General features: G+C 74.9%; 18 protein-coding genes and 1 tRNA gene. 6 read left to right on the forward strand and 13 right to left on the reverse strand.

Features of this window, described 5'->3' with window-relative positions:
- Positions 1–274 precede the first annotated feature (274 nt).
- A tRNA-Arg gene (locus tag ACFWJB_RS09430) sits at positions 275–392 on the forward strand.
- Between the two features lie 52 nt (positions 393–444).
- On the opposite strand, the gene ACFWJB_RS09435 is transcribed toward ACFWJB_RS09430, so the two are convergent.
- The 10 genes from ACFWJB_RS09435 to ACFWJB_RS09480 all read right to left on the reverse strand — a co-directional run bounded on the left by ACFWJB_RS09435 (position 445) and on the right by ACFWJB_RS09480 (position 13716).
- Complete coding sequence (locus ACFWJB_RS09435) at positions 445–5433, reverse strand: DNA-binding protein (protein WP_386921470.1); 4989 nt, start codon at positions 5431–5433, stop codon at positions 445–447.
- Positions 5434–5474: 41 nt separating this feature from the next.
- Positions 5475–6344, reverse strand: coding sequence for a DUF4132 domain-containing protein (locus tag ACFWJB_RS09440; protein WP_386921308.1), 870 nt, complete (start codon positions 6342–6344; stop codon positions 5475–5477).
- 167 nt (positions 6345–6511) lie between these two features.
- Positions 6512–7504 carry a LacI family DNA-binding transcriptional regulator gene (locus ACFWJB_RS09445; protein WP_385460879.1) on the reverse strand — a complete coding sequence of 331 codons (993 nt, stop codon included), beginning with the start codon at positions 7502–7504 and terminating at the stop codon, positions 6512–6514.
- Positions 7505–7550: 46 nt separating this feature from the next.
- Positions 7551–8231 (reverse strand): GntR family transcriptional regulator, encoded by a 681-nt coding sequence (locus ACFWJB_RS09450; RefSeq protein ID WP_386921311.1) that lies wholly within the window; start codon positions 8229–8231, stop codon positions 7551–7553.
- Positions 8228–9229 carry a proline racemase family protein gene (locus ACFWJB_RS09455; RefSeq protein ID WP_386921313.1) on the reverse strand — a complete coding sequence of 334 codons (1002 nt, stop codon included), beginning with the start codon at positions 9227–9229 and terminating at the stop codon, positions 8228–8230. The genes ACFWJB_RS09450 and ACFWJB_RS09455 overlap by 4 nt, the downstream gene beginning before the upstream one ends.
- A gap of 11 nt (positions 9230–9240) precedes the next feature.
- Entirely contained in the window at positions 9241–10131 is an 891-nt protein-coding gene (locus tag ACFWJB_RS09460) for a dihydrodipicolinate synthase family protein (protein ID WP_385460887.1), read from the reverse strand.
- Positions 10128–11510, reverse strand: coding sequence for an NAD(P)/FAD-dependent oxidoreductase (locus ACFWJB_RS09465; RefSeq protein WP_386921316.1), 1383 nt, complete (start codon positions 11508–11510; stop codon positions 10128–10130). The genes ACFWJB_RS09460 and ACFWJB_RS09465 overlap by 4 nt, the downstream gene beginning before the upstream one ends.
- Positions 11500–11823: a (2Fe-2S)-binding protein gene (locus ACFWJB_RS09470; RefSeq protein ID WP_386921318.1), complete on the reverse strand. Its 324-nt coding sequence runs from the start codon at positions 11821–11823 to the stop codon at positions 11500–11502. Before ACFWJB_RS09470 ends, ACFWJB_RS09465 begins: the two co-directional genes overlap by 11 nt.
- The gene (locus ACFWJB_RS09475; protein ID WP_386921320.1) at positions 11820–12971 is read right to left on the reverse strand and encodes an NAD(P)/FAD-dependent oxidoreductase; all 1152 of its coding nucleotides are present in this window, start codon (positions 12969–12971) and stop codon (positions 11820–11822) included. Before ACFWJB_RS09475 ends, ACFWJB_RS09470 begins: the two co-directional genes overlap by 4 nt.
- Before the next feature lie 85 nt (positions 12972–13056).
- Positions 13057–13716 carry a hypothetical protein gene (locus ACFWJB_RS09480; RefSeq protein ID WP_386921322.1) on the reverse strand — a complete coding sequence of 220 codons (660 nt, stop codon included), beginning with the start codon at positions 13714–13716 and terminating at the stop codon, positions 13057–13059.
- A 232-nt stretch (positions 13717–13948) separates the two neighbouring features.
- On the opposite strand from ACFWJB_RS09480, the gene ACFWJB_RS09485 reads away from it, so the two are divergent.
- Together ACFWJB_RS09485 and ACFWJB_RS09490 are read left to right on the forward strand one after the other, a co-directional pair.
- Positions 13949–14605, forward strand: a complete 657-nt coding sequence (locus tag ACFWJB_RS09485) for a helix-turn-helix domain-containing protein (protein WP_385460899.1) — start codon at positions 13949–13951, stop codon at positions 14603–14605.
- 135 nt (positions 14606–14740) lie between these two features.
- The gene (locus ACFWJB_RS09490; protein WP_386921324.1) at positions 14741–14962 is read left to right on the forward strand and encodes a hypothetical protein; all 222 of its coding nucleotides are present in this window, start codon (positions 14741–14743) and stop codon (positions 14960–14962) included.
- 35 nt (positions 14963–14997) lie between these two features.
- Here the strand turns inward: ACFWJB_RS09490 and ACFWJB_RS09495 are convergent, their stop codons facing one another.
- Both ACFWJB_RS09495 and ACFWJB_RS09500 read right to left on the reverse strand, forming a co-directional pair.
- Positions 14998–15678: a 4'-phosphopantetheinyl transferase gene (locus ACFWJB_RS09495; RefSeq protein WP_386921326.1), complete on the reverse strand. Its 681-nt coding sequence runs from the start codon at positions 15676–15678 to the stop codon at positions 14998–15000.
- Positions 15679–15809: 131 nt separating this feature from the next.
- On the reverse strand, positions 15810–17147 hold the full coding sequence (locus ACFWJB_RS09500) for a 6-phospho-beta-glucosidase (protein WP_386921328.1): 1338 nt from the start codon (positions 17145–17147) through the stop codon (positions 15810–15812).
- A 209-nt stretch (positions 17148–17356) separates the two neighbouring features.
- On the opposite strand from ACFWJB_RS09500, the gene ACFWJB_RS09505 reads away from it, so the two are divergent.
- Positions 17357–17752 carry a DUF302 domain-containing protein gene (locus tag ACFWJB_RS09505; RefSeq protein ID WP_386921330.1) on the forward strand — a complete coding sequence of 132 codons (396 nt, stop codon included), beginning with the start codon at positions 17357–17359 and terminating at the stop codon, positions 17750–17752.
- Between the two features lie 234 nt (positions 17753–17986).
- Positions 17987–19384, forward strand: coding sequence for a glycoside hydrolase family 16 protein (locus ACFWJB_RS09510; protein ID WP_385460914.1), 1398 nt, complete (start codon positions 17987–17989; stop codon positions 19382–19384).
- A 104-nt stretch (positions 19385–19488) separates the two neighbouring features.
- Here the strand turns inward: ACFWJB_RS09510 and ACFWJB_RS09515 are convergent, their stop codons facing one another.
- Positions 19489–20403, reverse strand: a complete 915-nt coding sequence (locus tag ACFWJB_RS09515) for an AraC family transcriptional regulator (protein WP_385460917.1) — start codon at positions 20401–20403, stop codon at positions 19489–19491.
- A 157-nt stretch (positions 20404–20560) separates the two neighbouring features.
- On the opposite strand from ACFWJB_RS09515, the gene tkt reads away from it, so the two are divergent.
- Positions 20561–22636, forward strand: a complete 2076-nt coding sequence (gene tkt / locus ACFWJB_RS09520) for a transketolase (RefSeq protein WP_385460920.1) — start codon at positions 20561–20563, stop codon at positions 22634–22636.
- Positions 22637–22653 lie beyond the last annotated feature (17 nt).

Genomic DNA, 22653 nt, shown 5'->3' on the forward strand with positions numbered 1-22653 from the left:
GGTGACGGAGTGCGCGCGCAAGGAGTGTTCCAGGACCGGGAAACGTCGGGGAAGGGTCCGGTGGCGCCGATGTGAAAGTCGCCGGTACGTGGGGTGCGTGGGGCCGGACGGCCGCGGTCACGGCCGGCCTGCGCACGGCCGCCGGTATTGCCGCGGCCGCCGGCGTCGGCGCGCACGGGGCCGGCACGGCGACGGGCACGGCAAACGGCTCGCCCGTACGGGGTGGGGTCCCTACGCTGGCCGCAGCGGAGCCGCGCGTGGTTCCGCAGGTTGCGGCGCCGTGGCAGAGCGGCCCATCGCGATCGGCGTGGACGAGGCCCCGTCCACGCCGACTGACGGGGCGGGGCGGGCCTGCCCCCACCTGTCCGCGGGTTCGAATCCCGCCGGCGCCGCGGCCGCCCCCGCTGCGGTGACGGGGACGGCCGGCCCCCGCCGCGCCGGGACTCAGCGGCGGCGCCCGCGGGTGCGCGGCACCTCCGGTTCCTCCAGCCGCGGGGCGTCCCCGTCCCGGACGCGCTGCCAGGCCTCGCGGTAGACGGCGGCGACGGGCCGGAAGGGCACGACCACGCCCAGGACGGGCGTCTCGCCGTCGAGCAGGCCGTACAGCGGCAGTTTCCACCGCTCCAGCGGGAGGTGCGGGTTGGCGAGCCGGACCCACCCGCCGGGCAGGAACAGCGAGCGTCCCGCCTTGGGCCGGCTGCCCTCCACCACGAGGCCGGTGGCCGCGAGTTCCGTGCGGGCGGCACGGAGCCGGGCGGTTCCCCCGCGCTGCCCGCCCCAGCCGGTCCAGCGCGCGGTGTTGCGGTCGGTGGGGTCGGGAAGGGCGAGCAGCATCAGGTAGAGGACCGCGGCGTCCGCTCCGATGCCGTGCCGGCCGGCCACCTCGCCGACCAGGTCAGGCACGGAGCGGGCGGGGTCCTGCGGCCACCAACGGCCGTCGGCGTCGCGCCCGCCCGCCGCCGGGTCGGCCTCGGCGAGGAGCTCGGCGAAGCGCGGGTCGTGGACCAGGCGCAGGGCCGTCTCCTGGGCGTTCGGCCGGGCGCCGGCCGACAGGGCCGTCAGGTGGGGGTCGTCGCCCGTGGCGTCCAGCAGTGCCGGCCGGACGGGGGGGACGATCTCGGGTCCCTCGGTGCCGAACAGGACGGCTCCGTGGCGCACGAAACCGTCGCCGGTCTCCTCGGGGTCTCCGGCGTCCCGCCGGAAGGCCTCCCAGTCGGCCTTCCGCTCGAGACCGAGCAGCAGACCGGGGTGGGCCAGCCGGTCGCGCAGCGCCGTCAGGACGCCGGGCAGCGCGGCCCTGAGCGGGTCCCCGGAAGGGAGGCGGTGGGCGAGCCATGCGGCCAGGGCGACCGCGCCCTTGAGAGTGCCGCCGTCGAAGCCGGGCGCCGTCCCCTCCGGCTCGACCCGGTACCGGCCGAAGGTCCAGGTCAGATCCCGGGTCAGCCGGGGCTCGGTGGCCAGGTCGGCGAAGCCCCGCAGGGTGTCGGCCGGTGCCCGGCCGACGGGCTCGACGGTGCGGACCGCGTCGTGGAGCACCTCCTCGGGGAGGGGTGTGCGCCGGCCGAGCCGCTCGTTCCAGACCGAGGCCGCGCGGGCGGCGTCGGGGCCGTGCGTCCAGAGCCGGGACGGTTCGGTGGGCAGCAGGGCCGCCACGACGGCCCGCAGGGCGTCCATGTCGAGGGACCTGAGTTCGTCCTTGGCCACGCGGGCGTCGGCCGACTTCACGCCGAGGGTCTTCAGTGTCCGTGAGGGCACGGGCGTGCGCTTGTCGTCGATCTGCGGCATGCCGGCCAGCACGAGCCGGGCGGTGGTCGGGGTGACGCCGGTGAGCCGGGCGAACTCCTCGGCGGGCCCGGGGTGCCAGGGCGCCGGTCCGCGCTCGGCCAGTTCGGCCCGGAAGGCCGCGGCCCAGCCCGGTGGCCGGGTCCGTTCCGGTACGAACGGCTCCGCGGACACCAGGGTGTAGGGGTCGGGGACCTCGAAGCGGCCGGACGGGTCGTGGAACACGGCGCCGTAGTGCCTTCCCTCGGCCCGGCCGTACTCGGGGACCACCCTGTACCAGTCGGCGGGGAAGAGGAGGAACGCGCCACCGCCCAGGTCGAGCACGGTCGCCCTCGTGTACCCCCGCACGGCGTCGGGCCCGGTGAACAGCGCGTGGTCCAGTGCCAGCCGGACCCGGCGCCAGTGGGCGGGATCCGGTTCCGTGAGTCCCTGTGCGTCCAGTTCCGCCAGGTAGGCGTCGAGCGCCTGGCGATGCTCCTCGACGGTGGCCTCCGACGCGGCCCGCAGGGCCAGTACGGCGGGCAGTTCGGGCAGGGCCCGGGCGTTCAGGTGCTCCAGCGGTCCCTGCTTGTCCAGGGACACGTGCACGCGGCCCGCGGGGGCCGGCTCCGCCTCGCCGCGCGTCGACCGGGCGAGCAGCCGCGGCAGTTCGAAGAGGTGGTGGTGGGAGTCGTAGTACCAGCGCCGGTCGCGTTCGGTGAGGCCGGTGCCGTTCAGCGCCGACGCGAGGAGGCGGTCGCCGAGCGCGGGCGGTGGTTCCTCCGGGGTCTCTCCCTGGACCGCCGAGTCCAGCCGGGCGAGCGCCGCGTCGAGGACGCGCTGCTGGTCCGCGGCGAACCGCGCCACCCCGGCGATGCCCGCGCGCAGGGCCTCGTGGCCCACCTGCGGCAGCAGGGTGCGCACCCGGTCCGGCAGCACGTCCGGGGCGTCCGTCCCGTCCCCGGGCGGCTCCGCCGCGGCCGCCGCCAGCAGGGCCGCCGCGGTGTCCTCGCCGACCGCGCGAAGCGCCGCGGACCCCCGCGGGTCGCGGGGCCGGAGCAGGGGCCAGTACCGCAGGGGCGGCAGCAGGGCGGTGCCCGCGCTGAAGGGGCCGGCCGTGTGGCCGCCCGTGACCTCGGCGACCACCCGGCCCTCGGGGTCGAGCAGCCGGATGTCGCTTGCCGACCACCGCACCACGGCGAGGGGCCGGTCGCCGCCGGGGAACACCAGCGCGTGCTCCGGGTTCGCCCCCACGCCGGACGGCAGCGCGACCGAGCGTCCGGCCAGGTCCTCCCCCCGCCGCGAACCGTCGGGCAGCGTGATCACACGCCAGCCGATCAGCCCGTCCACCGGGACGCCCACCGGGCCCGGCTCGGCGGAGGGGGCGGGCAGCAGCCAGGCGGGGCCGAGGGCGCTTCCCTCCGGCGCGGTGCGCAGGCCCTCGGCGAACCAGTCCGGCACACCGGGCTCCCCGACGGTGTCGCCGGCCGGGTCGTACGCGTGCCAGACGCTGTTCGTGTCGTCGGCCCAGTCCCTGTTCCACACCCAGTACGAGGTGCCGTCGCTGATCACCGGCCGCCGCTCGGGTATGCCGGTGGTGTCCCCGCGCCGCAGCACGCCGTGGCCGGTGGTCCGGCCTCCGCCGGGCAGGGGCAGGGAGGCGGGCGGCATGCCGTTCGTCCCGCCGGTGCCGTCCGCCTGGCAGGTGTAGGTGTAGCGGACGTCTCCCTCGACCGGTACCGGGGAGTCGGTGTCGTGCCAGTAGCCGTGTGAGCTGGAGGTGGCGTACGAGTACCAGGGGAGAAGCAGGCCGCCGTCCACGTACCGGACGTCGGGACGCCATCGGTCCCCCGCGTCCGGGAGGCGCAGCTCGTGGCGGAGCACCGTGCCCTCCGCGCCGATCACCGAGGCGTGCGTGCGGTCGAGGACGATCAGGTGCGGCCAGGCCTCCCCCACGACCGTCCTGCGCGCTTCCGCCGGGGACTCGGGCGAGCCGACCGCCTCCTCCCAGGCGGGCCAGCCCAGCTCGTCGAGGATCCCGGTGCGCAGGGCGCGGGCGAGCGCCGGCGCCATGCCGGTGCCCAGGGCGTCGCGCACCGCCTTCGCGGCGGTCGCCAGGACCTCGCCCGGCAGCCACTTCAGTGTCTCGAACGGCCCGGAGTGGCGGGTGAACTCGCCCAGCCGCGCGGTGAGGTACATCCGGGCGACGTCGGCCACCCAGGCGGCGAGCATCGGCCGTCCGCCGGGCGACTCGGCGAGGGTGGTGACGATGCGTTTGTCGATGCCCTCGCGCTCGTAGGTGGGGCAGCCGCGGCGGAAGGCGGCGTGGAAACGGGCGTCGGCCTCCAGGGCGAGGAGGTCCCGCCGCTCGTCGCGGGCCGCCCAGCCCTCCAGGTCGAGGCGGCTCCGGTCCCCGGGGTCCGCGACCGGGACGCGCAGGGCCAGGAGCTGGTCGAGGAGGTCGACGTCGCCGAGCGGAGGCGGCAACGCGCCGCCCTCGGCGCGGAGTTCGGAGCGGAGGGTGCCGGCCATGCGGTCGACGAGCGGGGCCAGCTCCGCCGGCGCGGAGTGCCGGCCGCCGGTGCCGCACAGGTCGAGGAACCGGCGTGTCCAGCCGGCCGTGCCGTCGGGGGAACGCTCCTCGGCGGGCAGGCCGGCGTCGCACAGTCCGGCGGTGGCGCCGGTCTTCTCCAGCAGGTCCAGCCACTGGGCCAGCTCTCCGTGCTCCCAGTCCGTGGGCAGCAGCCCCAGCAGGGTGCCGCGGACGGCGGGCTCGCGCCGGGCCAGTTCCAGCAGGGCCGCGCGGTGGGCCTTCCACCAGCCGGGCGGCGCCTTGGCCGTGCCGGGCAGCGGCAGCATCTCGCGCAGGTGGGCCATCTCCTCGGCCGGCGCGTTCCTGCCCGCGACGGCCTTCGCCAGCCGGCGCAGGTCGGTCGCGCCCGGGCTCGACGGCGGCACACCGTGGGCCGCGAGCCGGACGAAGAGCCCGCGCAGGTGCCGCAGCGCGGTGGCGGCCGGCACCCGGGCCGACAGCCCCTTGGCGTAGCTGGAGAGGACCTTCGTCGGCACGGCGTCGGCCAGGGCGAACTCGAGGAACACGGCGTCCACGCGTGCCTCGTCGAAGGGCAGCGCGTGCGCCGTCTCGGCCTTGCGCGCGTTGACGAACATCTGGGCCGCGTAGGCCTTCTGGCCGGCGGCCAGGAAGACCCGGCCGGCCTGCTCGTAGAAGGTCGGCAGGAAGTGGGGTACGGATCCGGCGAGCCGTTGCCCGATGGACTCGTAGGTGGCGCGGGCCTTCTTCGGCCGTGATCTCACCGTCCGCGTCACCTTGTTCATCTCGTCGGCGACGGCCATGGCCGCCTGGCCGTCCGCGGGATGACGGACCAGGATCCATTCGGGGAAGCCCAGGGCCCGGGGCCGCCCGAGGCCGACCTCCACCGGCTCGCCCTCGGGCTCCAGGCCGAGGAATCCGGTGCCCGGTTCCACGTCCTGGTCGGCGGTGGTGAGGCGGACGACGACCCGGCCGTCGAGGCCGGGACGCCGGTAGGCCTGGGCGACCACGGGCACGGCCCGGTCGCCGGCCCCGGTGGCGCCCGGCGGCAGTACGGCACCGGCGCGCAGCAGTTCCTCCGTCCGCGCCGTCGCCCCGCCCGGTGTCGTCGCGTCGTCCATGAAGCGGGTGCCTTCCGTGGGTGTCCGTGCCGTCGTGTCGTTCATGCGCCGCCGTCCGCGGTCACCGTGCCGCCCGCGTGCAGGGCCGCGGCCATGCGCATGCCCTCGGACCAGGCCACGGGGCCGACCTCGGCCAGGGGGACGGGGCGGTGCCCGTCCTCGTCCCGCCAGGTCAGAGCGCCGGTCCAGGCCCTCTCCTCGGTGTAGGGGTCGCCGATGCCCACCGAGGCGACGAGGATCCGCCCGGCGTCCCGGATCCGGTCGAGGGCGCTCATGCCGGAGACCTGGTACCCCAGCGACGTGGCGCGGGCCGAGAGGCGGAACCAGGAGGGGTACTCGGCGCCGGCGAACTCGGTGACCGCGACGGCACCGGTGTCGAGCCCGTCGGGCTTGTGCCAGGTGGCGCGGTGGAGCTGGTCGATGCCCTGGGTCACGCCCGACCCGGCCGCGAACGTCCGCAGGTCCGCCAGGCCCGGGAGGAGCACGGGGTGCGGCATGGTCACCGTCCGGGGCGTCAGCCGGAGGGTCCCGCCGTCGGGGGTCACCGCCCGGAGCCGGCCCGTGTCGTCCACGTCCCGCAGGAAGCCGGCGTCACCGGGGGCCTCACCGACGACGACGATGTCGCGCAGCGCCGCCTGCCAGGCCTCGTCGGGCCAGACCCGGGCCAGCAGGGCGGCCGGCACCGGCAGCGAGGACACCATCCAGTGGGTGACCTGTGCCGCGCACTCGGCCGCGTGCCGGTCCAGCCACTCGGCGAACCGCTCGAGCCCGCTCACCTCGGGGTGGTCCCGTATCTCCGCCGGCAGGCCGTCCAACGGTTCGCCCCGGGACCTCCCGGACGCCGGCCGGGCCACCACCCGCCCCTGTGCCAGTGCGACTTCGTAGGTGTCGCCCACCGCCAGCCAGCCCATGCCTGCCCCGCCCCTCGCGCATCCGGAAAACGGCACGGCGCGTCCGGCGCCCTGCTCGGGACGCCTCACCGTGACGATGCGCACAGCCTAGGGGCGGCCACCGACAGTCCCCGGTGTGCTCCGGGCGGCGCCCGCCGGGGACGGCGGGACGGGTGGCCGGCCGGTGGTCAGCGAGGCGCTTGCGCGGTCGAGCCCCGCACCACCAGCTCGGGCTCGAACAACAGCTCCTCGGCGGCCACCGAGCCGCCGCTGATCTGCGCGTTCAGCAGCTCCACGACGGCCCGGCCCATGGCCTCGATGGGCTGGCGGACGGTGGTGAGGGGCGGCTCGGTGCAGTTCATCAGGGCGGAGTCGTCGTAGCCCACGACGGAGATCCGCGACGGCACGTCGAGGCCCTTGCGGCGGGCGGCCCGTACGACGCCGAGGGCCAGCGGGTCGCTGGCGCAGATGAAGCCGGTGACGCCCCGGTCGATGAGCCGGGCGGCCGCCGCGTGACCGCCCTCGATGGAGAACATGGCGCGTGCCACGTACTCGTCCGGCACCTCCCCGATGGACCGGGCGGCGGCCAGTTTGCGGCCCGAGGGCATGTGGTCGCCGGGGCCGAGCACCAGGCCGATCCGCTCGTGGCCGAGCGAGACGAGGTGCCGCCAGGCCTGCTCCACGGCCACCGCGTCGTCGCAGGAGACGCCGGGGAAGCCCAGGTGCTCGATGCCGGCGTTGACCAGGACGACCGGGATGTTGCGCTCGGCGAGGCGCTCGTAGTGGTCGTGGGGCGCGTCGGCCTGCGCGTACAGCCCACCGGCGAACACCACGCCCGAGACCTGCTGCTGGAGCAGCAGGTCGACGTAGTCGGCCTCCGAGACCCCGCCCTTGGTCTGCGTGCACAGAACCGGGGTGAGGCCGAGCTGGGCCAGGGCCCCGCCGATGACCTCGGCGAACGCCGGGAAGATCGGGTTCTGCAGCTCGGGGAGGACCAGTCCCACCAACCGGGCGCGCTCGCCTCGAAGTTGGGTGGGCCGCTCGTAGCCGAGCACGTCCAGGGCGGAGAGGACCGCCTGCCGGGTGGCCTCGGAGACCCCGGGCTTGTTGTTCAGCACCCGGCTGACCGTGGCCTCGCTGACCCCTACCTTCTTGGCCACCTCGGCAAGTCGTCGCGTCATGAGCGCAAGAGTAGCGCAAGATATGCAAGCTACTTGCGTAAAGGTGTCATCCGCCCGCCCACAGGCCCCGGACGTGGCCGAGGTGCCGGCCCATCACCTCCCGCACGGCCCGCTCGTCCCGGGCGGCCAGCGCGTCGAGAATCTCCAGGTGCTCGCGGGCGGACGCCTCCAGGCGCCCCTGCTCCGCCAGTGCCGTCAGCCCGTACAGCCGGGAGCGCCGGCGCAGGTCCCGTACGACCTCCACCAGGTGCCCGTTGCCCGCGAGGGCGAGCAGGCCCAGGTGGAAGCGCAGGTCCGCCTCGACGTAGGCGATGAGGTCGCCGTCCGCCGCGGCGGCGACGATCTCCTCGGCGACCGGGCGGAGCGCCTCGAGGGCGACCGGGTCGGCGGTGCCGGCCAGCGCGGCCGTGGTCGGGATCTCGATGAGCGACCGGATGTGGGTGTACTCGTCGAGCTGCCGGTCGGAGACGGCGGTGACCCGGAACCCCTTGTTGGGCACGGTGTCGACCAGCCCCTCCTTGGCGAGGTCGAGCAGCGCCTCGCGCACCGGCGTGGCGGAGACGCCGAAACGGGCGGCGAGGCCGGGCGCCGAGTGAACCTCGCCGGGCCGCAGTTCACCGGCGATCAGCGCGGCCCGCAGCGCGTCCGCGACCCGCTCCCGGTGGCTGGGCCTGCGGCCGCCCAGGTGGGGCAGGGACGGGCCGGTGCCCGTGCTGACGGCGTTCACAGGACGAAGCCTGCCGGGAAGGGGTCCTCCGGGTCCAGCAGGTACTGGGCGGTGCCGGTGATCCAGGCGCGGCCGGTGAAGGTGGGCAGGACGGCGGGGTGCCCGGCGACCTCGGTCGCGCCGACCAGCCGGCCGGTGAACCGGGTGCCGATGAAGGACTCGTTCACGAACTCGGTGTCCAGGGGGAGTTCGCCGCGGGCGTGCAGCTGGGCCATGCGGGCGCTGGTGCCGGTGCCGCAGGGCGAGCGGTCGAACCAGCCGGGGCGGATCACCATGGCGTGCCGTGAGTGGCGGGCGGTGGACCCGGGCGCGGTCACCTGGACGTGGTGGCAGCCGCGGATGGACGGGTCCGCGGGGTGGACCGGCTCCCCCTCGGCGTTGACGGCTTCCATGAGCGCCAGCCCGGCGGCGAGGATGTCGTCCTTGCGGGCGCGGTCGAAGGGCAGTCCGAGCCGCTCCAGCGGCAGGATGGCGTAGAAGTTGCCGCCGTAGGCGAGGTCGTACGTCACCGTCCGGCCGTCGGGCAGGGTCGCCTCGCGGTCGAGGGCGACGGCGAAGGACGGCACGTTCCGCAGGGTCACGGCCTTCGCCGCACCGCCCTCCACGGCCACCTCCGCCACGACGGGTCCGGCGGGGGTGTCGAGGCGGACGGTGGTGACGGGTTCGGTCACCTCGACCATGCCGGTCTCCACGAGGACGGTCGCGACGCCGATGGTGCCGTGGCCGCACATCGGCAGGTAGCCGGAGACCTCGATGTAGACGACGCCCCAGTCGCAGTCGGGCCGGGTGGGCGGCTGGAGGATCGCGCCGCTCATGGCGGAGTGCCCGCGCGGCTCGTTCATCAGCAGTCGCTTGACGTCGTCGCGGTGTTCGCGGAAGTAGAGCCGCCGGTGGTTCATGGTCGCGCCGGGGATGGTGCCGATCCCGCCGGTGACGACGCGGGTGGGCATGCCCTCGGTGTGCGAGTCGACGGCGTGCAGGACGAGTCTGCTGCGCATGGCCGCTTCCCCTAGGCCAGTCCGGCCGCGAGGGCCTTCTCGGTGGCGGCGCGGACGGCGGCCTCCTGCTCGGGGAGCAGCGGCACGCGGGGCGGGCGGCAGGCGCCGCCGTGGCGGCCCGCGACGTCCATGGACAGCTTGATGGCCTGGACGAACTCGACCCGCGAGTCCCAGCGCAGCAGCGGGTGCAGCTGCCGGTACAGGTCCCGTGCGGTGGTCAGGTCGCCGGCCGTCGCGGCCCGGTAGAGCTCGGCGCAGGAGGCGGGCAGGGCGTTGGGGTAGCCGGCGACCCAGCCCTTGGCACCCGCGACCGCCAGCTCCAGCAGGACGTCGTCGGCGCCGGTCAGCAGGTCGAGTCCGGGGGCGAGTTCGGCGATGCGGTAGGCGCGTCGGACGTCGCCGGAGAACTCCTTGACGGCTTGGACGTGTCCCTCGCCGTGCAGCCGCGCGAGCAGCTCGGGCACCAGGTCGACCTTGGTGTCGATGGGATTGTTGTAGGCGACGACGGGCAGGCCGGCCCGCGCCACCTCGGCGTAGTGGGCGAGCACGGACCGTTCGTCGGCGCGGTAGGCGTTGGGCGGCAGGAGCATGACGGCGCCGCAGCCCGCCTCCCCGGCCTGTTCGGCCCAGCGGCGGGCCTCGGCGGACCCGTAGGCGGCGACTCCCGGCATGACGCGCTCCCCGCCGATCGCGGCGACGGCGGTCTCGACCACCCGGGTGCGCTCCTCGGGGGTGAGCACCTGGTATTCGCCGAGGGAGCCGTTGGGGACGACGCCGTCGCAGCCGTTCGCGACCAGCCAGGAGCAGTGCTCGGCGTAGGCGTCGTAGTCCACGCGCAGGTCGTCGGTGAGCGGGAGCGCGGTGGCGACGAGGATGCCGCGCCAGGGACGGTGGTCGGTCATGGGTGTCCTTCCTCCGGGGGTGTCTGCTGTGGCTGGGCGAGGACGCCGAGGGGCACGGGGTGGGCGAACGGCCGCCGGGACGGGGCCGGTCCGCAGCCGGCGAGACCGGCGACGGCGGGGGCGCACATCCGCCCCTGGCACCAGCCCATCCCGGCCCGGGTCAGCAGTTTCACGGTGCGGACGTCGCCCGCGCCGAGTCCGCCGACGGCCTCGCGGACGGCGCCGGCCGTGACCTCCTCGCAGCGGCAGACGACGGTGTCGTCGGTGACGCGGTCGGTCCAGCGGGCGGGCGGGGCGAAGGCGGCGGCGAGGGCGTCGGCGGACCCCCGCAGCGCCTCGCGCGCCCTGGCGGCCGGCGCCCAGGCCGCCAGGTCGGGCTCGGTGCCCCGCAGCCGGGCGGCGGCCGAGCGGCCGGCGATGTGTCCCTCGGCGAGCGCGAGACCCGCGCCGCCGATGCCGGTGGCCTCCCCGGCCGCCCACACCCCCGGCGCACTGGTGCGCTGCTCGGTGTCGACGGCCACCGTCGTTCCGTCCAGGCGGCAGCCGAGGGCGTCGGCGAGGTCGGTGTGCGGGAGCATTCCGTGGCCGACGGCGAGGGTGTCGCAGGGGAGGTGCCGCTCGGTGCCGGGCCGGGTGTGCCCGTCGGCGTCGAGGGCGGCGACGGTGACGCCGGTCAGCCGGTCGTCGCCGTGCGCGCGGACGACGGTGTGCCGGGTGAGCGCATGGATCCGGTGGCGCAGCAGCCGGGCGGCGTACCCGGCGGCCTCGGGGAGTTTGCCGGCCAGGGCGCGGGCGTGGCGGGCGGCGTGCCCCGGGCCGGCGGACTCGACGAGTGCCGCAACCCGCACGCCGGCCGCCGCGAGTCCGGTCGCCACGGGCAGCAGCAGTGGCCCGGTGCCCGCGACGACGGCGGTCCGGCCCGGCACCACGAGGGCGCCCTTGAGCATCGCCTGGGCGCCCCCGGCCGTCAGGACGCCGGGCAGGGTCCAGCCGGGGAAGGGCAGGACGTACTCGTGTCCGCCGGTGGCGAGCAGTACGGCGTCGGCGGGCACGGCGACCGGCTCGTCCTCGCCGGGCCCGCGCAGCGCGTGGACGGTGAAGGCGCCGGAGTGCCGCTCGACGCACCACACCTGGTGTCCCGTCAGGACCCGTACGCCGCTCGCGGCGAGTCCGTCGCGCAGCCGTTCCCAGGTGCGCCACCCGTGGTGCAGGGCCCGGGGGCGCCGGGCACCCAGTTCGGGGGCGGGCTGGCGGTAGAACTGGCCGCCCGGTCCCGCCGCCGCGTCCAGCACCGTGACCCGTACGCCTCTCGCGGCCGCCGCCAGTGCCGCCGCGAGCCCGGCGGGTCCGGCGCCGATCACGGCGAGTTCAGTCCTCATGCCCGGTTCCCTCCTGGGTGCGGATCACGTCGCCCGGCCGGGCGGGCACCAGGCAGGCCCGCTGGTTGGGGCGGCCGTTGACCGTGACGAGGCAGTCGAAGCACACGCCGATGCCGCAGAACACCCCGCGGGGCCGGCCCGTGCCCCGGGTGGTGCGCCAGGAGGTGATGCCGGCCGCCCAGAGGACGGCGGCGACCGTCCGCCCGGGCAGGGCCTCGATCTCCCGGCCGTCGACCGTGACCGTGCCGGCCGGACGGGGCCGGGCGCGGACCAGACGGAGCGGGTCCCTGCCGCCTCCTCGGTGAAGCGTCACGTGGCCTCCTCGGCGAAGCGGTCGGGACGGAACGGGGCGAGGTCGAGGGAGGGCCGCTCGCCGCTCAGGAGCTGGGCGATCAGGTGGCCGGTGCCGGTGGACAGGCCGATGCCCGCGCCCTCGTGGCCGCAGGCGTGCAGGAGACCGGGAGCCCTCGGGTCGGGGCCGATCGCCGGCAGGTGGTCAGGCAGATACGGCCGGAAACCGGCGTACGTCCGCACGGCCCGCACTCCGGCGAGGAACGGGAACAGGCGGGTCGCGCCGGCCGCCAGTGCCCGCAGCGCCGGGAGCGACAACGACCGGTCGAAGCCGACCCGTTCACGGCTGGCGCCGATGAGGACGGGGCCCGCGAGGGTGCCCTCCACCACCGGGGAGGTCTGGAGGTCCGCCGAGTCGCTGGCGACGTCGGCGACGTAGTCCGCGGCGTACACCTTGTGCCGCACCCGGGGCGGCAGCGGTTCGGTGACCAGGACGTAGCCGCGCCTGGGCAGGACCGGCAGGCGCACCCCGGCCAGGGCCGCCACCTCGCCGCCCCAGGGGCCGGTCGCGTTGACGACCGCGGGGGCGCGCAGGTCGCCCCGGTCCGTGCGCACCCCGCGCACGGCGCCGTCGGGGCCGCGCAGCACGCCGGTCACCGTGCGGCCCGTGTGCACGCGGGCCCCCGAGGCCCGCAGCAGGTGGGCCGCGGCCAGGGCGGGCATGACCTGGGCGTCCTGCGGATAGTGCACGGCGCCCGCGAGACCGGGGGCGAGGTGCGGCTCGAGGTCGTGCAGCCGGTCGGCGGGGACGACCACCGCCTCCACGCCGGCCGCCCGCTGGCCCGCGGCGAAGGCCTCCAGGCCGGTCAGCGCCCCGGCGGTGGCGGCGACGACGACACCGCCCTTGGGTTCGTACTCGACCGCCCGGCCCAGGTCCTCGGCCAGTGCGCTCCACAGGCGACCGGAGAGCAGGGCGAGGTCCAGCTCCGGTCCGGGGCCCTTGTCGGAGACGAGGAGGTTGCCCTCCCCCGCTCCCGTGGTGCCGCCGGCCACCGGGCCACGGTCCACCACCGTCACGTCGAGCCCGGCACGGGCGGCGTACCACGCACACGCGGCGCCCACCATTCCGGCCCCGACCACTACGACATCGCAGGTCGGCGACTCGATCACGCCAGTACTATGTCACACATCACAGAGCGGGGGAACGGTGCCGCGACGGTCTGTTCCGGGGCTCGCCGGCCTCGCGCGGACGTGCTCAGTCCGTCGCGGAGACCACCCGTAGGTGGGTGCCGGGGCGCCGGGCCCGGCCGGGCCGCTGCGGGGTGCGGCGCGTCTCGCGCAGGACCAGCGTCAGCCGGGTGTACCCGAGTTCCTCCAGCGACCTCGGCGTCTCGACGACGACACGGCACTCGGTGTCGCCCCGGCGCGGATCGGGGTGGTGCAGGAGCCGTACGGCGCCGTCGTGCTCGACGGCCTCCACGCCGACGGCGCGCACCCAGTGCGGCAGGCCCTGCCGGTAGGCGGCCTCCATGATCGGGTCCTGGGCGATGTCCCGGCGGACGGCCTGCAGTCCGGCGTCGTGTCCGAACGTCTCCATGGCGGCGGCGAACTGCGCCAGCATGGGCAGGCACCAGCTCGACTCGTGGTCGGCGAGCACCGCGGAGGCGTCCGGGTGGAAGAGGACGAACCTGAGGAAGTTGTCGTCCGGCATGGCCGTCGGGTGCGGTCCCGCGCCCCGGAAGAGCGTCCGGAAGGCACCGTTGGCGAGGACGACGTCCCAGCGGTGGTCGACGACGAGCGAGGGATGGGGCACGGCCTCCAGGAGGGTGGCGTAGTCCTGGAGATACGCCTGGGCGTCGGGGGTCGCGGGAACGGGCCGCGGTGCCGGCCGCTGCCCTCCTGCCTGAAATGCCATCGGGAGGTCACCCCTCTTGCCTATGCGGCCTTCTCGCGGCGTCCCGATCCTGGTGCCCCGACGCGAGGCGTGTCAACTATCGTGGCATTTCGTGCCTGTTGACGGCTGAAATTGGCCACAGTTGTGGCGAGACCTGGATGTGAGTTCGAGCGGCAGGCTACTCTCCGGGAAGTTCACGGCTACCGCTTGTGAGAAGCCTGTGAGGGCTGTGAGAGACGTAGGAGATCTGTCGGTGACCGGTGGCTTCGAGGGTCCGGGTGCCAAGCCGACGGCCGTACTGCCGGCCGTGGTCGCCCGCGTCACCGCACTCGCGGACCGGCTCGGCGTGGCACACGCCGAGGTCTTCGACGTCGGCGCCCTCTCCGCCGCCTCCGGTGTCCCCGACTCCGTGGTGGGGGCGCTGCTGAGCGGCCGGCCCGCCGGAGAGCCCGACGTGCAGGCGCGGTTCGTCCAGCGGCTGGACCTGCTGCGCCGCACCCGCCTCAAGCCCAACGGCCGCAAGTACACCCAGCAGGAGATCGCCGACGGTGCCGGCATGTCCCGGCAGCAGGCGGGCGCCCTGATCAACGGCGACCGGCGGCCCACCATGGAGCACTGCGACGCCATCCAGCGCTTCTTCCGTGTGCACGCCGGCTTCCTGACCGCCGAGGACCCCGAGGCGCTCGCGGGGGCCCTGCAGCACACCGAGCAGGAGCTGCTGCAGCAACTCGCCGACCGCGAGCGGGCGGCGGCGGGCCCGGCCGACGATCCGCTGGAGCGGCTGCTGCAGGACCACGGCGTGCGGGGCATCGCCTGGCGGGCCGCCCAACTGCCCACGGACCAGCACCGCGACAAGGTCGCCGAGTGGCTGGACATGCTCCTGGAGAGCGTCAAGCGCCCCGAGTCGTAGGCCCTCCCGGGGACCGCGGGCAGGTCCTGAGGTGCGGTGGGGCGGCGTTGTCAGTGGTGGGCGGCAAGCTGGTGGGAGTGCCACCGCGGTGCGGGGGCGCGTGACCGCCGACGTCGTTGTGGGGAGAGCCGACCGATGACCACCGCCGTGCTGACCGACCGCGAGCGCACCGCCGTTCAGGCCTACCTGCGCCTCCTGCACACCGTCCGGGCGGGCTTCGACACCGCGGCGGGGCCGCCCGTCGTCCCGCCCTCCGTGCTCGCCGAGGCGGAGCGGGCGCTCGAGGCCGCGGGCCTGGTCGGTAATGAGGACGCCTTCTTCCGGTTGCTGGGGAGTTGGTGCCCTCCGCACCCCTGACCGACCGTGGGGCCGCAGCGACCGGGGGGCGGGGCTCAGGCGTTCGGGACCGGGATGGCCGTCGCGACCAGTCCGCGGCGGGCGGTCCACCGACCCTCGAAGTGGGTCAGCCGGCGGCCGCCCACCCACGGCCCGGGCACCAGGAGAGCGGCGCGCAGTCCGCCGCGGCGGCCGTCGTCGGGGTCCACGGAGATCTCGATGTCGGCCTCCTCGAAGTCCAGCCACTGCCCGGTCAGGGGGAACCAGGCCTTGAACACCGACTCCTTGGCGCTGAACAGCAGCCGCTCCCAGTGGATTCCGGGATGTTCCCCGGCGAGGCGGCGCAGCCGCTCCACCTCGCCCGGCAGGGACACGGCGGGCAGCACACCGTCGAGGAGCGGCCCGTCGGGTTCGGCGTCGATGCCGAGGGAGGCCAGATCGGTGGCGCGGGCCAGGGCGGCGGCGCAGTAGCCGTCGCAGTGGGTCATGCTGCCCACCAGCCCGTCCGGCCACCGCGGTGCGCCCCGTTCCCCGGGCAGGACGGGCTGCGGCGGGACGCCGAACTTGCGCATGGCCCGACGGGCGCAGGACCGGACGACGGTGAACTCGCGGCGCCGTTTGTCGACCGCCCGCGCGACGAAGGGCTCCTCCTCGGGCAGGAGGGGCGAGTGCCCGGCGTCGTACGGGTCGTGGGTCTCGACGGTGACGACCGTGTCGGGCAGCAGTTCGTCGATCACCGGTTTCCTTCCTCGGCGGCGTCGGCCGGACCCGGCCCGGCGGGGTCCGGAGCCGTCCGTGGACCATGGTGTCGTTCCGGAGCCGGGGGACCGGTCTGAGAGCGAGAGGGTCCGGAGCCGTCCCCGACGGGCTATGTGAGGTAGGCCAGGCCCGGGTGGGCGTCAGTGTAGCCGTCGACGAGGCGGCGGGCGACGTTCACCGAGTCGACCAGCGGGTGCAGGGCGAAGGCCTTGACGGCCGTGGCCCGCGAGCCGGTCCCGGCCGCCTCCAGCACCTCCCGTTCGACGGCCTTGACCGCGCAGACCAGTCCGGTGGCGTGCCCCGGCAGCGGGTCCACGGCCACCGGGTGCGCGCCGCTCGCGTCGACCACGCACGGGACCTCGATCACGGCCTCGGAGTCGAGGACCGACAGGGTGCCGCGGTTGCGGACGTTGAGGATCAGTACCGTGCGCTCGTCGCGGGCGACGGCCCGCATCAGCGCCAGCGCCACCTTCTCGTAGCCGCCGGACAGGTCGTCGGCCTCGCGCTCGCCGGCGCCGGCCGCCTCCCGGTTCTCCGCCATGTAGGTGGCCTCGCGTTCGGCCCGGGTGCGGTCCCAGGCGGCGAGGGCGGGGGTGCCGGAGTGGCGCATCTCCTCGTAGAAGCGGGCCTGCTGGTCGCGCAGGAACGCGCCGCGGGTCCGTTCGGCGGCCTGGTAGGCGCGTACGGCTTCCCTGTTGAAGTAGTAGTAGTGCAGGTACTCGTTGGGGATCGCGCCCAGCGAGCGGAGCCACTCGGCGCCGAAGAGCCGGCCCTCCTCGAAGGAGCCGAGCAGGGCGGGGTCGGCGAGCAGGCGCGGGAGCTGGTCGCGGCCGGCGACGCGCAGGCCGCGGACCCAGCCGAGGTGGTTGAGGCCCACGTAGTCGATCCAGGCCTCCTTCGGGTCGGCGCCGAGCACGCGGGCGATGCGGCGGCCGAGGCCGACCGGGGAGTCGCAGATGCCGATGACGCGGTCCCCGAGGTGGCGTGACATGGCCTCGGTGACCAGGCCGGCCGGGTTGGTGAAGTTGATGACCCAGGCGTCGGGCGCCAGCCGGGCCACGCGGCGGGCGATGTCCTCGGCGACCGGGACGGTGCGCAGTCCGTACGCGATGCCGCCCGCGCCGACCGTCTCCTGTCCGAGGACGTCCTCGGCGAGGGCGACCCGTTCGTCGTCCGCGCGGCCCTGGAGGCCGCCGACGCGGATCGCGGAGAACACGAAGTCGGCGCCGCGCAGCGCCTCGTCGAGGTCGGTCGTGGCGGTCACCCCGGGGGCGTCGGGCACCCCGGCGGCCTGCTCGGCCAGCACCCGGGTCACCGCCGAGAGCCGGCCGGCGTCCAGGTCGTGCAGGACGACGTGGGTCACGCGTCCCTCGGCGCGGTCCGCGAGGAGTGCCCCGTACACGAGCGGCACCCGGAAACCGCCGCCGCCCAGAATCGTCAGCCTCACGTCCGCACCTTCCCTCACGCACCGGCCTGCCCGCCGATCATGACACGCCCCTCGCACGTGCGGGTCGCTCACCGGGGGTCCGGCCGGTGTCCGGTGATCCGGCGCGCGCTCCGGCCTCGCGGTGGGTGAGCGCCCCGGCGAGGCCGAGGGCGATGATGAAGGGGAAGTGTCACATATCCGGACCTTCCGTACCGAAGGAGCAGTGCACCGTGTCCTACGACCGCACCGTCCGCCTGGCCGGCACCGACTTCGACGCCGCCGTCGCCGCCGTCCGCCGGGCCCTCGCCGACCAGGGCTTCGGCGTCCTCACCGAGATCGACGTGCAGGCCACCCTGAAGGCCAAGCTGGACCACGACATGGAGGACTACCTGATCCTGGGCGCGTGCGCCCCGCCCCTGGCCCACCGGGCCCTGGAGGCCGACCGCTCCATCGGCCTGCTCCTGCCCTGCAACGTCGTCGTCCGCCGCGAGGGCGACCACACGCTCGTCCAGGCCCTCGACCCCGGCACCATGGTCACCCTGACCGGCCTCGACGCCCTCGAGTCCGTCGCCGACGAGGCCACCGTCCGCCTGGACGCCGCCCTGGCCTCCCTGTCCACCACCTGATCCCGGGCCGGGGCGGAGGACATCGGCGCCTGCCCGGCGCGCCGTGGCACGCCGGACGCCCGGTCGTGCTCTTCACGTACTGAACTCCCTTGCCCGCCAAGGACTTTCTCGGCTTCACCTCTTGACGGCGGCCATCGCCGGGAGCACATTGGCCGCACTCTGAGAGCGCTCTCAAACGACCAGCGCCCCCGGAGCGACCGCGCTTCCCACCCCCGCACGAGAGGCGACCCCCACATGAGAGAGACCTCCGGCTCCCCGCACCGGCGACGGCGACCGCTGCGCCGGGCGCTGGTGGCCGTCGTCGGCACGCTCGGCCTGGCGGCGGCCGCCACGGCCGTCACCGGCCCGTCCGCGAACGCCACCGCTCCCCCGGCCCCGTCCGGCTGGACACAGCTCTTCGCCGACGACTTCGACGGCCCCGCCGGCTCCGGCGTGAACACCTCGAACTGGCAGTACGCGACCGGCACCTCGTACCCCGGCGGACCCGCCAACTGGGGCACCGGCGAGATCGAGACGATGACGTCGAGCACGGACAACGTCTCGCTGGACGGCAACGGCAACCTGCGCATCACCCCGCGGCGCGACGGCGCCGGCAACTGGACGTCGGGCCGCGTCGAGACGAGGCGCACCGACTTCCGGCCCCCGGCCGGCGGCACGCTGCGCGTGGAGGCCCGCATCCAGGTCCCGAACGTCACGGGGGCCGCGGCGAAGGGCTACTGGCCGGCGTTCTGGATGCTGGGCGGCCCCTACCGCGGCAACTACTGGAACTGGCCCGGCGTCGGCGAGATCGACATCATGGAGAACACGCAGGGCCTGAACACCGTGTGGGCCACCCTGCACTGCGGCACCTCTCCCGGCGGCCCCTGCAACGAGACCAGCGGCATCGGCGGCAACCGGGCCTGCCCCGGGGCCACGTGCCAGGCCGCGTTCCACACCTACCGCGTGGAGTGGGACCGTTCGGGCAGCGTCGAGGAAATGCGCTTCTCCGTCGACGGAAGCGTCTACCACACGGTGCGCCAGAACCAGGTCGACGCGACGACCTGGACGAACGCCACGAACCACGGCTACTACGTCATCCTCAACGTGGCGATGGGCGGCGGCTTCCCGAACGCCTTCGGCGGCGGCCCCGACGGGGGCACGCAGCCCGGTCACCCGATGCTCGTGGACTACGTCCAGGTGCTGTCGTCCGGCGGCGGCACCACGCCTCCCCCGACCGGTGACCGCGACGCGTACGGCACCGTCCAGGCCGAGTCGTACGACGCCCAGTCCGGCACGATGACGGAGGCCACCTCCGACGCGGGCGGCGGGCAGAACCTCGGCGCGCTCGCGAACGGCGACTGGGCCCAGTACAAGGGCGTGAACTTCGGCTCCGTGCCCGCGACCCAGTTCACCGCCCGGGTGGCGAGCGGTGCGGCGTCGGGCGTCAGCGGACTCGTGGAGGTGCGCCTGGACAGCCGGAGCAGCACCCCGGTCGGCAGCTTCGCGGTGGGCAGCACCGGCGGCTGGCAGTCGTGGCGGACGGTCCCGGCCAACATCGGCGCCGTGACCGGCACCCACGACGTGTACCTGACGTTCACCAGCGGCCAGCCGGCGGACTTCGTGAACGTGAACTGGTTCGGCTTCGGCCACTGAACCGAACGGACACCGGCCCCCCCCACGGGAGGGCGGAGGGCCCCACGCGCGCGTGGGGCCCTCCGTGCCGTGCGCGCCCCGCGCGGCTCCGGTCCGTGCGCGTCTCAGCGCAGCTCCGCCCGGAACGCCGCCGGCGTCAGGTCCGTGTGCTGCTGGAAGAACTTGGAGAAGTTCGCCGCGTCCGGGAAGCCGACCGCCGCCCCCACCCGGCCGATCGGCATGTCGGTGTGCGCGAGGAGCCGCTTGGCCTCCAGCACCACCCGCCGGTCGATGAAGCCCTTGGGTGTCTGACCGGTCGCGGCGCGCACCGCGCGGACGAGGGTGCGGCGGGAGTAACCCAGCGCGTCGGCGTAGGCGCTGACGCTGTGATTGGTGGCGAAGCCCCGTTCGACCGCGTCGCGGAAGAGCGTGAAGGTGGTGTCCCCGGGCGCCTCCGCCTGCCCGGGCCCCTGCCGTGCCGAGCCGGCCGCGAGATGCGCCAGGCGCAGCAGGAACGCGGTCAGCGTGTGGCGCAGCACCGCGGTGTGCAGGCTCAGCGGGAGGGTCGTGGCGTCCTCGTACTCGCGTCGCAGCTGGTCGAGCGAGGCCGTCAGCGCGGCCAGCCGGGCCTCGTCGGGGTGGAGCAGGGGCGGCAGGTCGTAGCGGTAGAGGCCGGTGGCCTCCACGGTGGCGCGGGGCAGGAAGCCGGGCTGCATGGTCAGCACCGTTCCGCGGTACTCGCTGTCCGGCGAGAAGCGGTGGACCTGGCCGGGACGGATCCACAGCAGATCGCCGGCCGTCGCCTCGTACTCGGCGAAGTCGATCATGTGACGGACCGGTCCGCCGGTGAGGAGCATGACGACGTGGAAGTCGATGCGGTGCACGCGGTGCAGCGGGGCATGCGTGTGCCAGGTGCGGCCGGTGCCCATGGGGGCGACCTGCATACCGACGCCGAGGAGGCTGAGATCGACCGGGAAGGGGAGCGTTCTGATCCCGTCGCCGCCACCGCGGTCGCCGTGTTGGGTGATTTCGTCCGTCATGTCCTTCTCGCGCCGTGCCACCCGCGCGCCATGAGGCCGGGGCGTGTCTCAGTTTCACCACAGGCTGGCACACCGTGACCTTCACTCCCAAAAGTCAGACTTTTAAGTTTGAACAGGTCAGACCCGATACTCCGCTCCGATCGAGGATTTCTTGAAGATGAGCACGCAGACAACGGACAGCTTCGAATGGACCGAACTCGACCGGCGTGCCGTCGACACCGCCCGGATTCTGGCGGCCGACGCCGTGCAGAAGGTGGGGAACGGGCACCCGGGCACGGCGATGGCCCTCGCCCCCGCGGCGTACACGATCTTTCAGAAGGTGATGCGGCACGACCCCGCCGACCCGGAATGGACCGGCCGTGACCGCTTCGTCCTGTCCCCCGGACACACGTCGCTGACCCTCTACACCCAGCTCTACCTGGCCGGCTACGAGCTGGAGCTGGACGACCTCAAGGCCTTCCGCACGCACGGCTCGAAGACGCCGGGCCACCCGGAGTACGGGCACACCGCGGGCGTGGAGACCACCACCGGCCCGCTGGGCCAGGGCGTCGCCAACGCGGTGGGCATGGCGATGGCCGCCCGCTACGAGCGCGGCCTGTTCGACCCCGAGGCCCCCGCGGGCGAGTCCCCCTTCGACCACACGATCTGGGCGATCGTCTCCGACGGCGACCTCCAGGAGGGCGTCTCCGCCGAGGCGTCGTCCCTCGCCGGGCACCAGAAGCTCGGCAACCTGGTCTTCCTGTACGACGACAACCACATCTCCATCGAGGGCGACACCGCCACCGCGTTCTCCGAGGACGTGCTGAAGAGGTACGAGGCCTACGGCTGGCATGTGCAGCGCGTCGAGCCCGCCGGGAACGGCGACGTCGACGTGCACGCCCTGCACGCGGCGCTGACGGCGGCGAAGGCCGAGACCGGGCGCCCCTCCATCATCGCCATGCGCACGATCATCGCCTGGCCGGCGCCGAACGCGCAGAACACCGAGGCGTCCCACGGCTCCGCCCTCGGCGAGGACGAGGTCGCGGCCACCAAGCGTGTCCTCGGCTTCGACCCCGAGCGGTCCTTCGAGGTCGCCGACGACGTGCTCGCCCACACCCGCGCGGCCCTGGACCGGGGCGCCGAGGCGCACGCCGCCTGGGACAAGCGGCTCGACAAGTGGCGCGGCGCCCAGCCGGAGCGCGCGCGGCTGCTCGACCGGGTCCTCGCGGGCCGCCTGCCCGAGGGCTGGCAGGACGCGCTGCCGGTGTTCGAGCCCGGCAAGGCGGTCGCGACCCGCGCCGCCTCCGGCAAGGTCCTCCAGGCCCTCGGCCCGGTCCTGCCCGAGCTGTGGGGCGGCTCCGCCGACCTGGCCGGCTCGAACAACACCACGATCGACAAGACCAGCTCCTTCCTCCCCGAGGGCAACCCGCTTGCGGAGGCCGACCCGTACGGCCGCACCGTGCACTTCGGCATCCGCGAGTTCTCGATGGCCGCGGAGATGAACGGCATCGCCCTGCACGGCAACACCCGCGTCTACGGCGGCACCTTCCTGGTCTTCTCCGACTACATGCGCAACGCCGTGCGGATGTCCGCGCTGATGCAGCTCCCGGTGACGTACGTGTGGACGCACGACTCCATCGGCCTCGGCGAGGACGGCCCCACCCACCAGCCGGTCGAGCACCTGGCCGCCCTGCGCGCCATCCCCGGCCTCAACGTCGTCCGCCCTGCGGACGCCAACGAGACCGCCGTCGCCTGGGCCGAGATCCTCAAGCGGCACTCCACCGCCCCCGCCCCCCACGGCCTCGCGCTGACCCGCCAGGGCGTGCCGACGTACGAGCCGAACCCGGACGCCGCACGCGGCGGCTACGTCCTGCGGGAGGCCTCCACCGGCACCCCGGACGTCGTCCTGATCGCCACCGGCTCCGAGGTGCAGCTCGCCGTGGCCGCACGGGAGGCGCTGGAGGCGGAGGGCACGCCCACCCGGGTGGTGTCGATGCCGTCCGTCGAGTGGTTCGAGGAGCAGCCGCGCGAGTACCGCGACAGCGTGCTGCCGCCCTCCGTGCGGGCCCGGGTGGCCGTCGAGGCCGGCATCGGCCTGACCTGGTACCGCTTCGTGGGCGACGCGGGCCGCATCGTCTCCCTGGAGCACTTCGGCGCCTCCGCCGACGCGAAGACCCTGTTCACCGAGTACGGCTTCACCGCCGAGCACGTCACCGCCGCCGCCCGGGAATCCCTGGCCGCCGTCCGCGGCTGAGCCTGCCGGATCCGAAC

Source organism: Streptomyces sp. NPDC127100 (assembly GCF_042724095.1).
Taxonomy (GTDB): domain Bacteria; phylum Actinomycetota; class Actinomycetes; order Streptomycetales; family Streptomycetaceae; genus Streptomyces.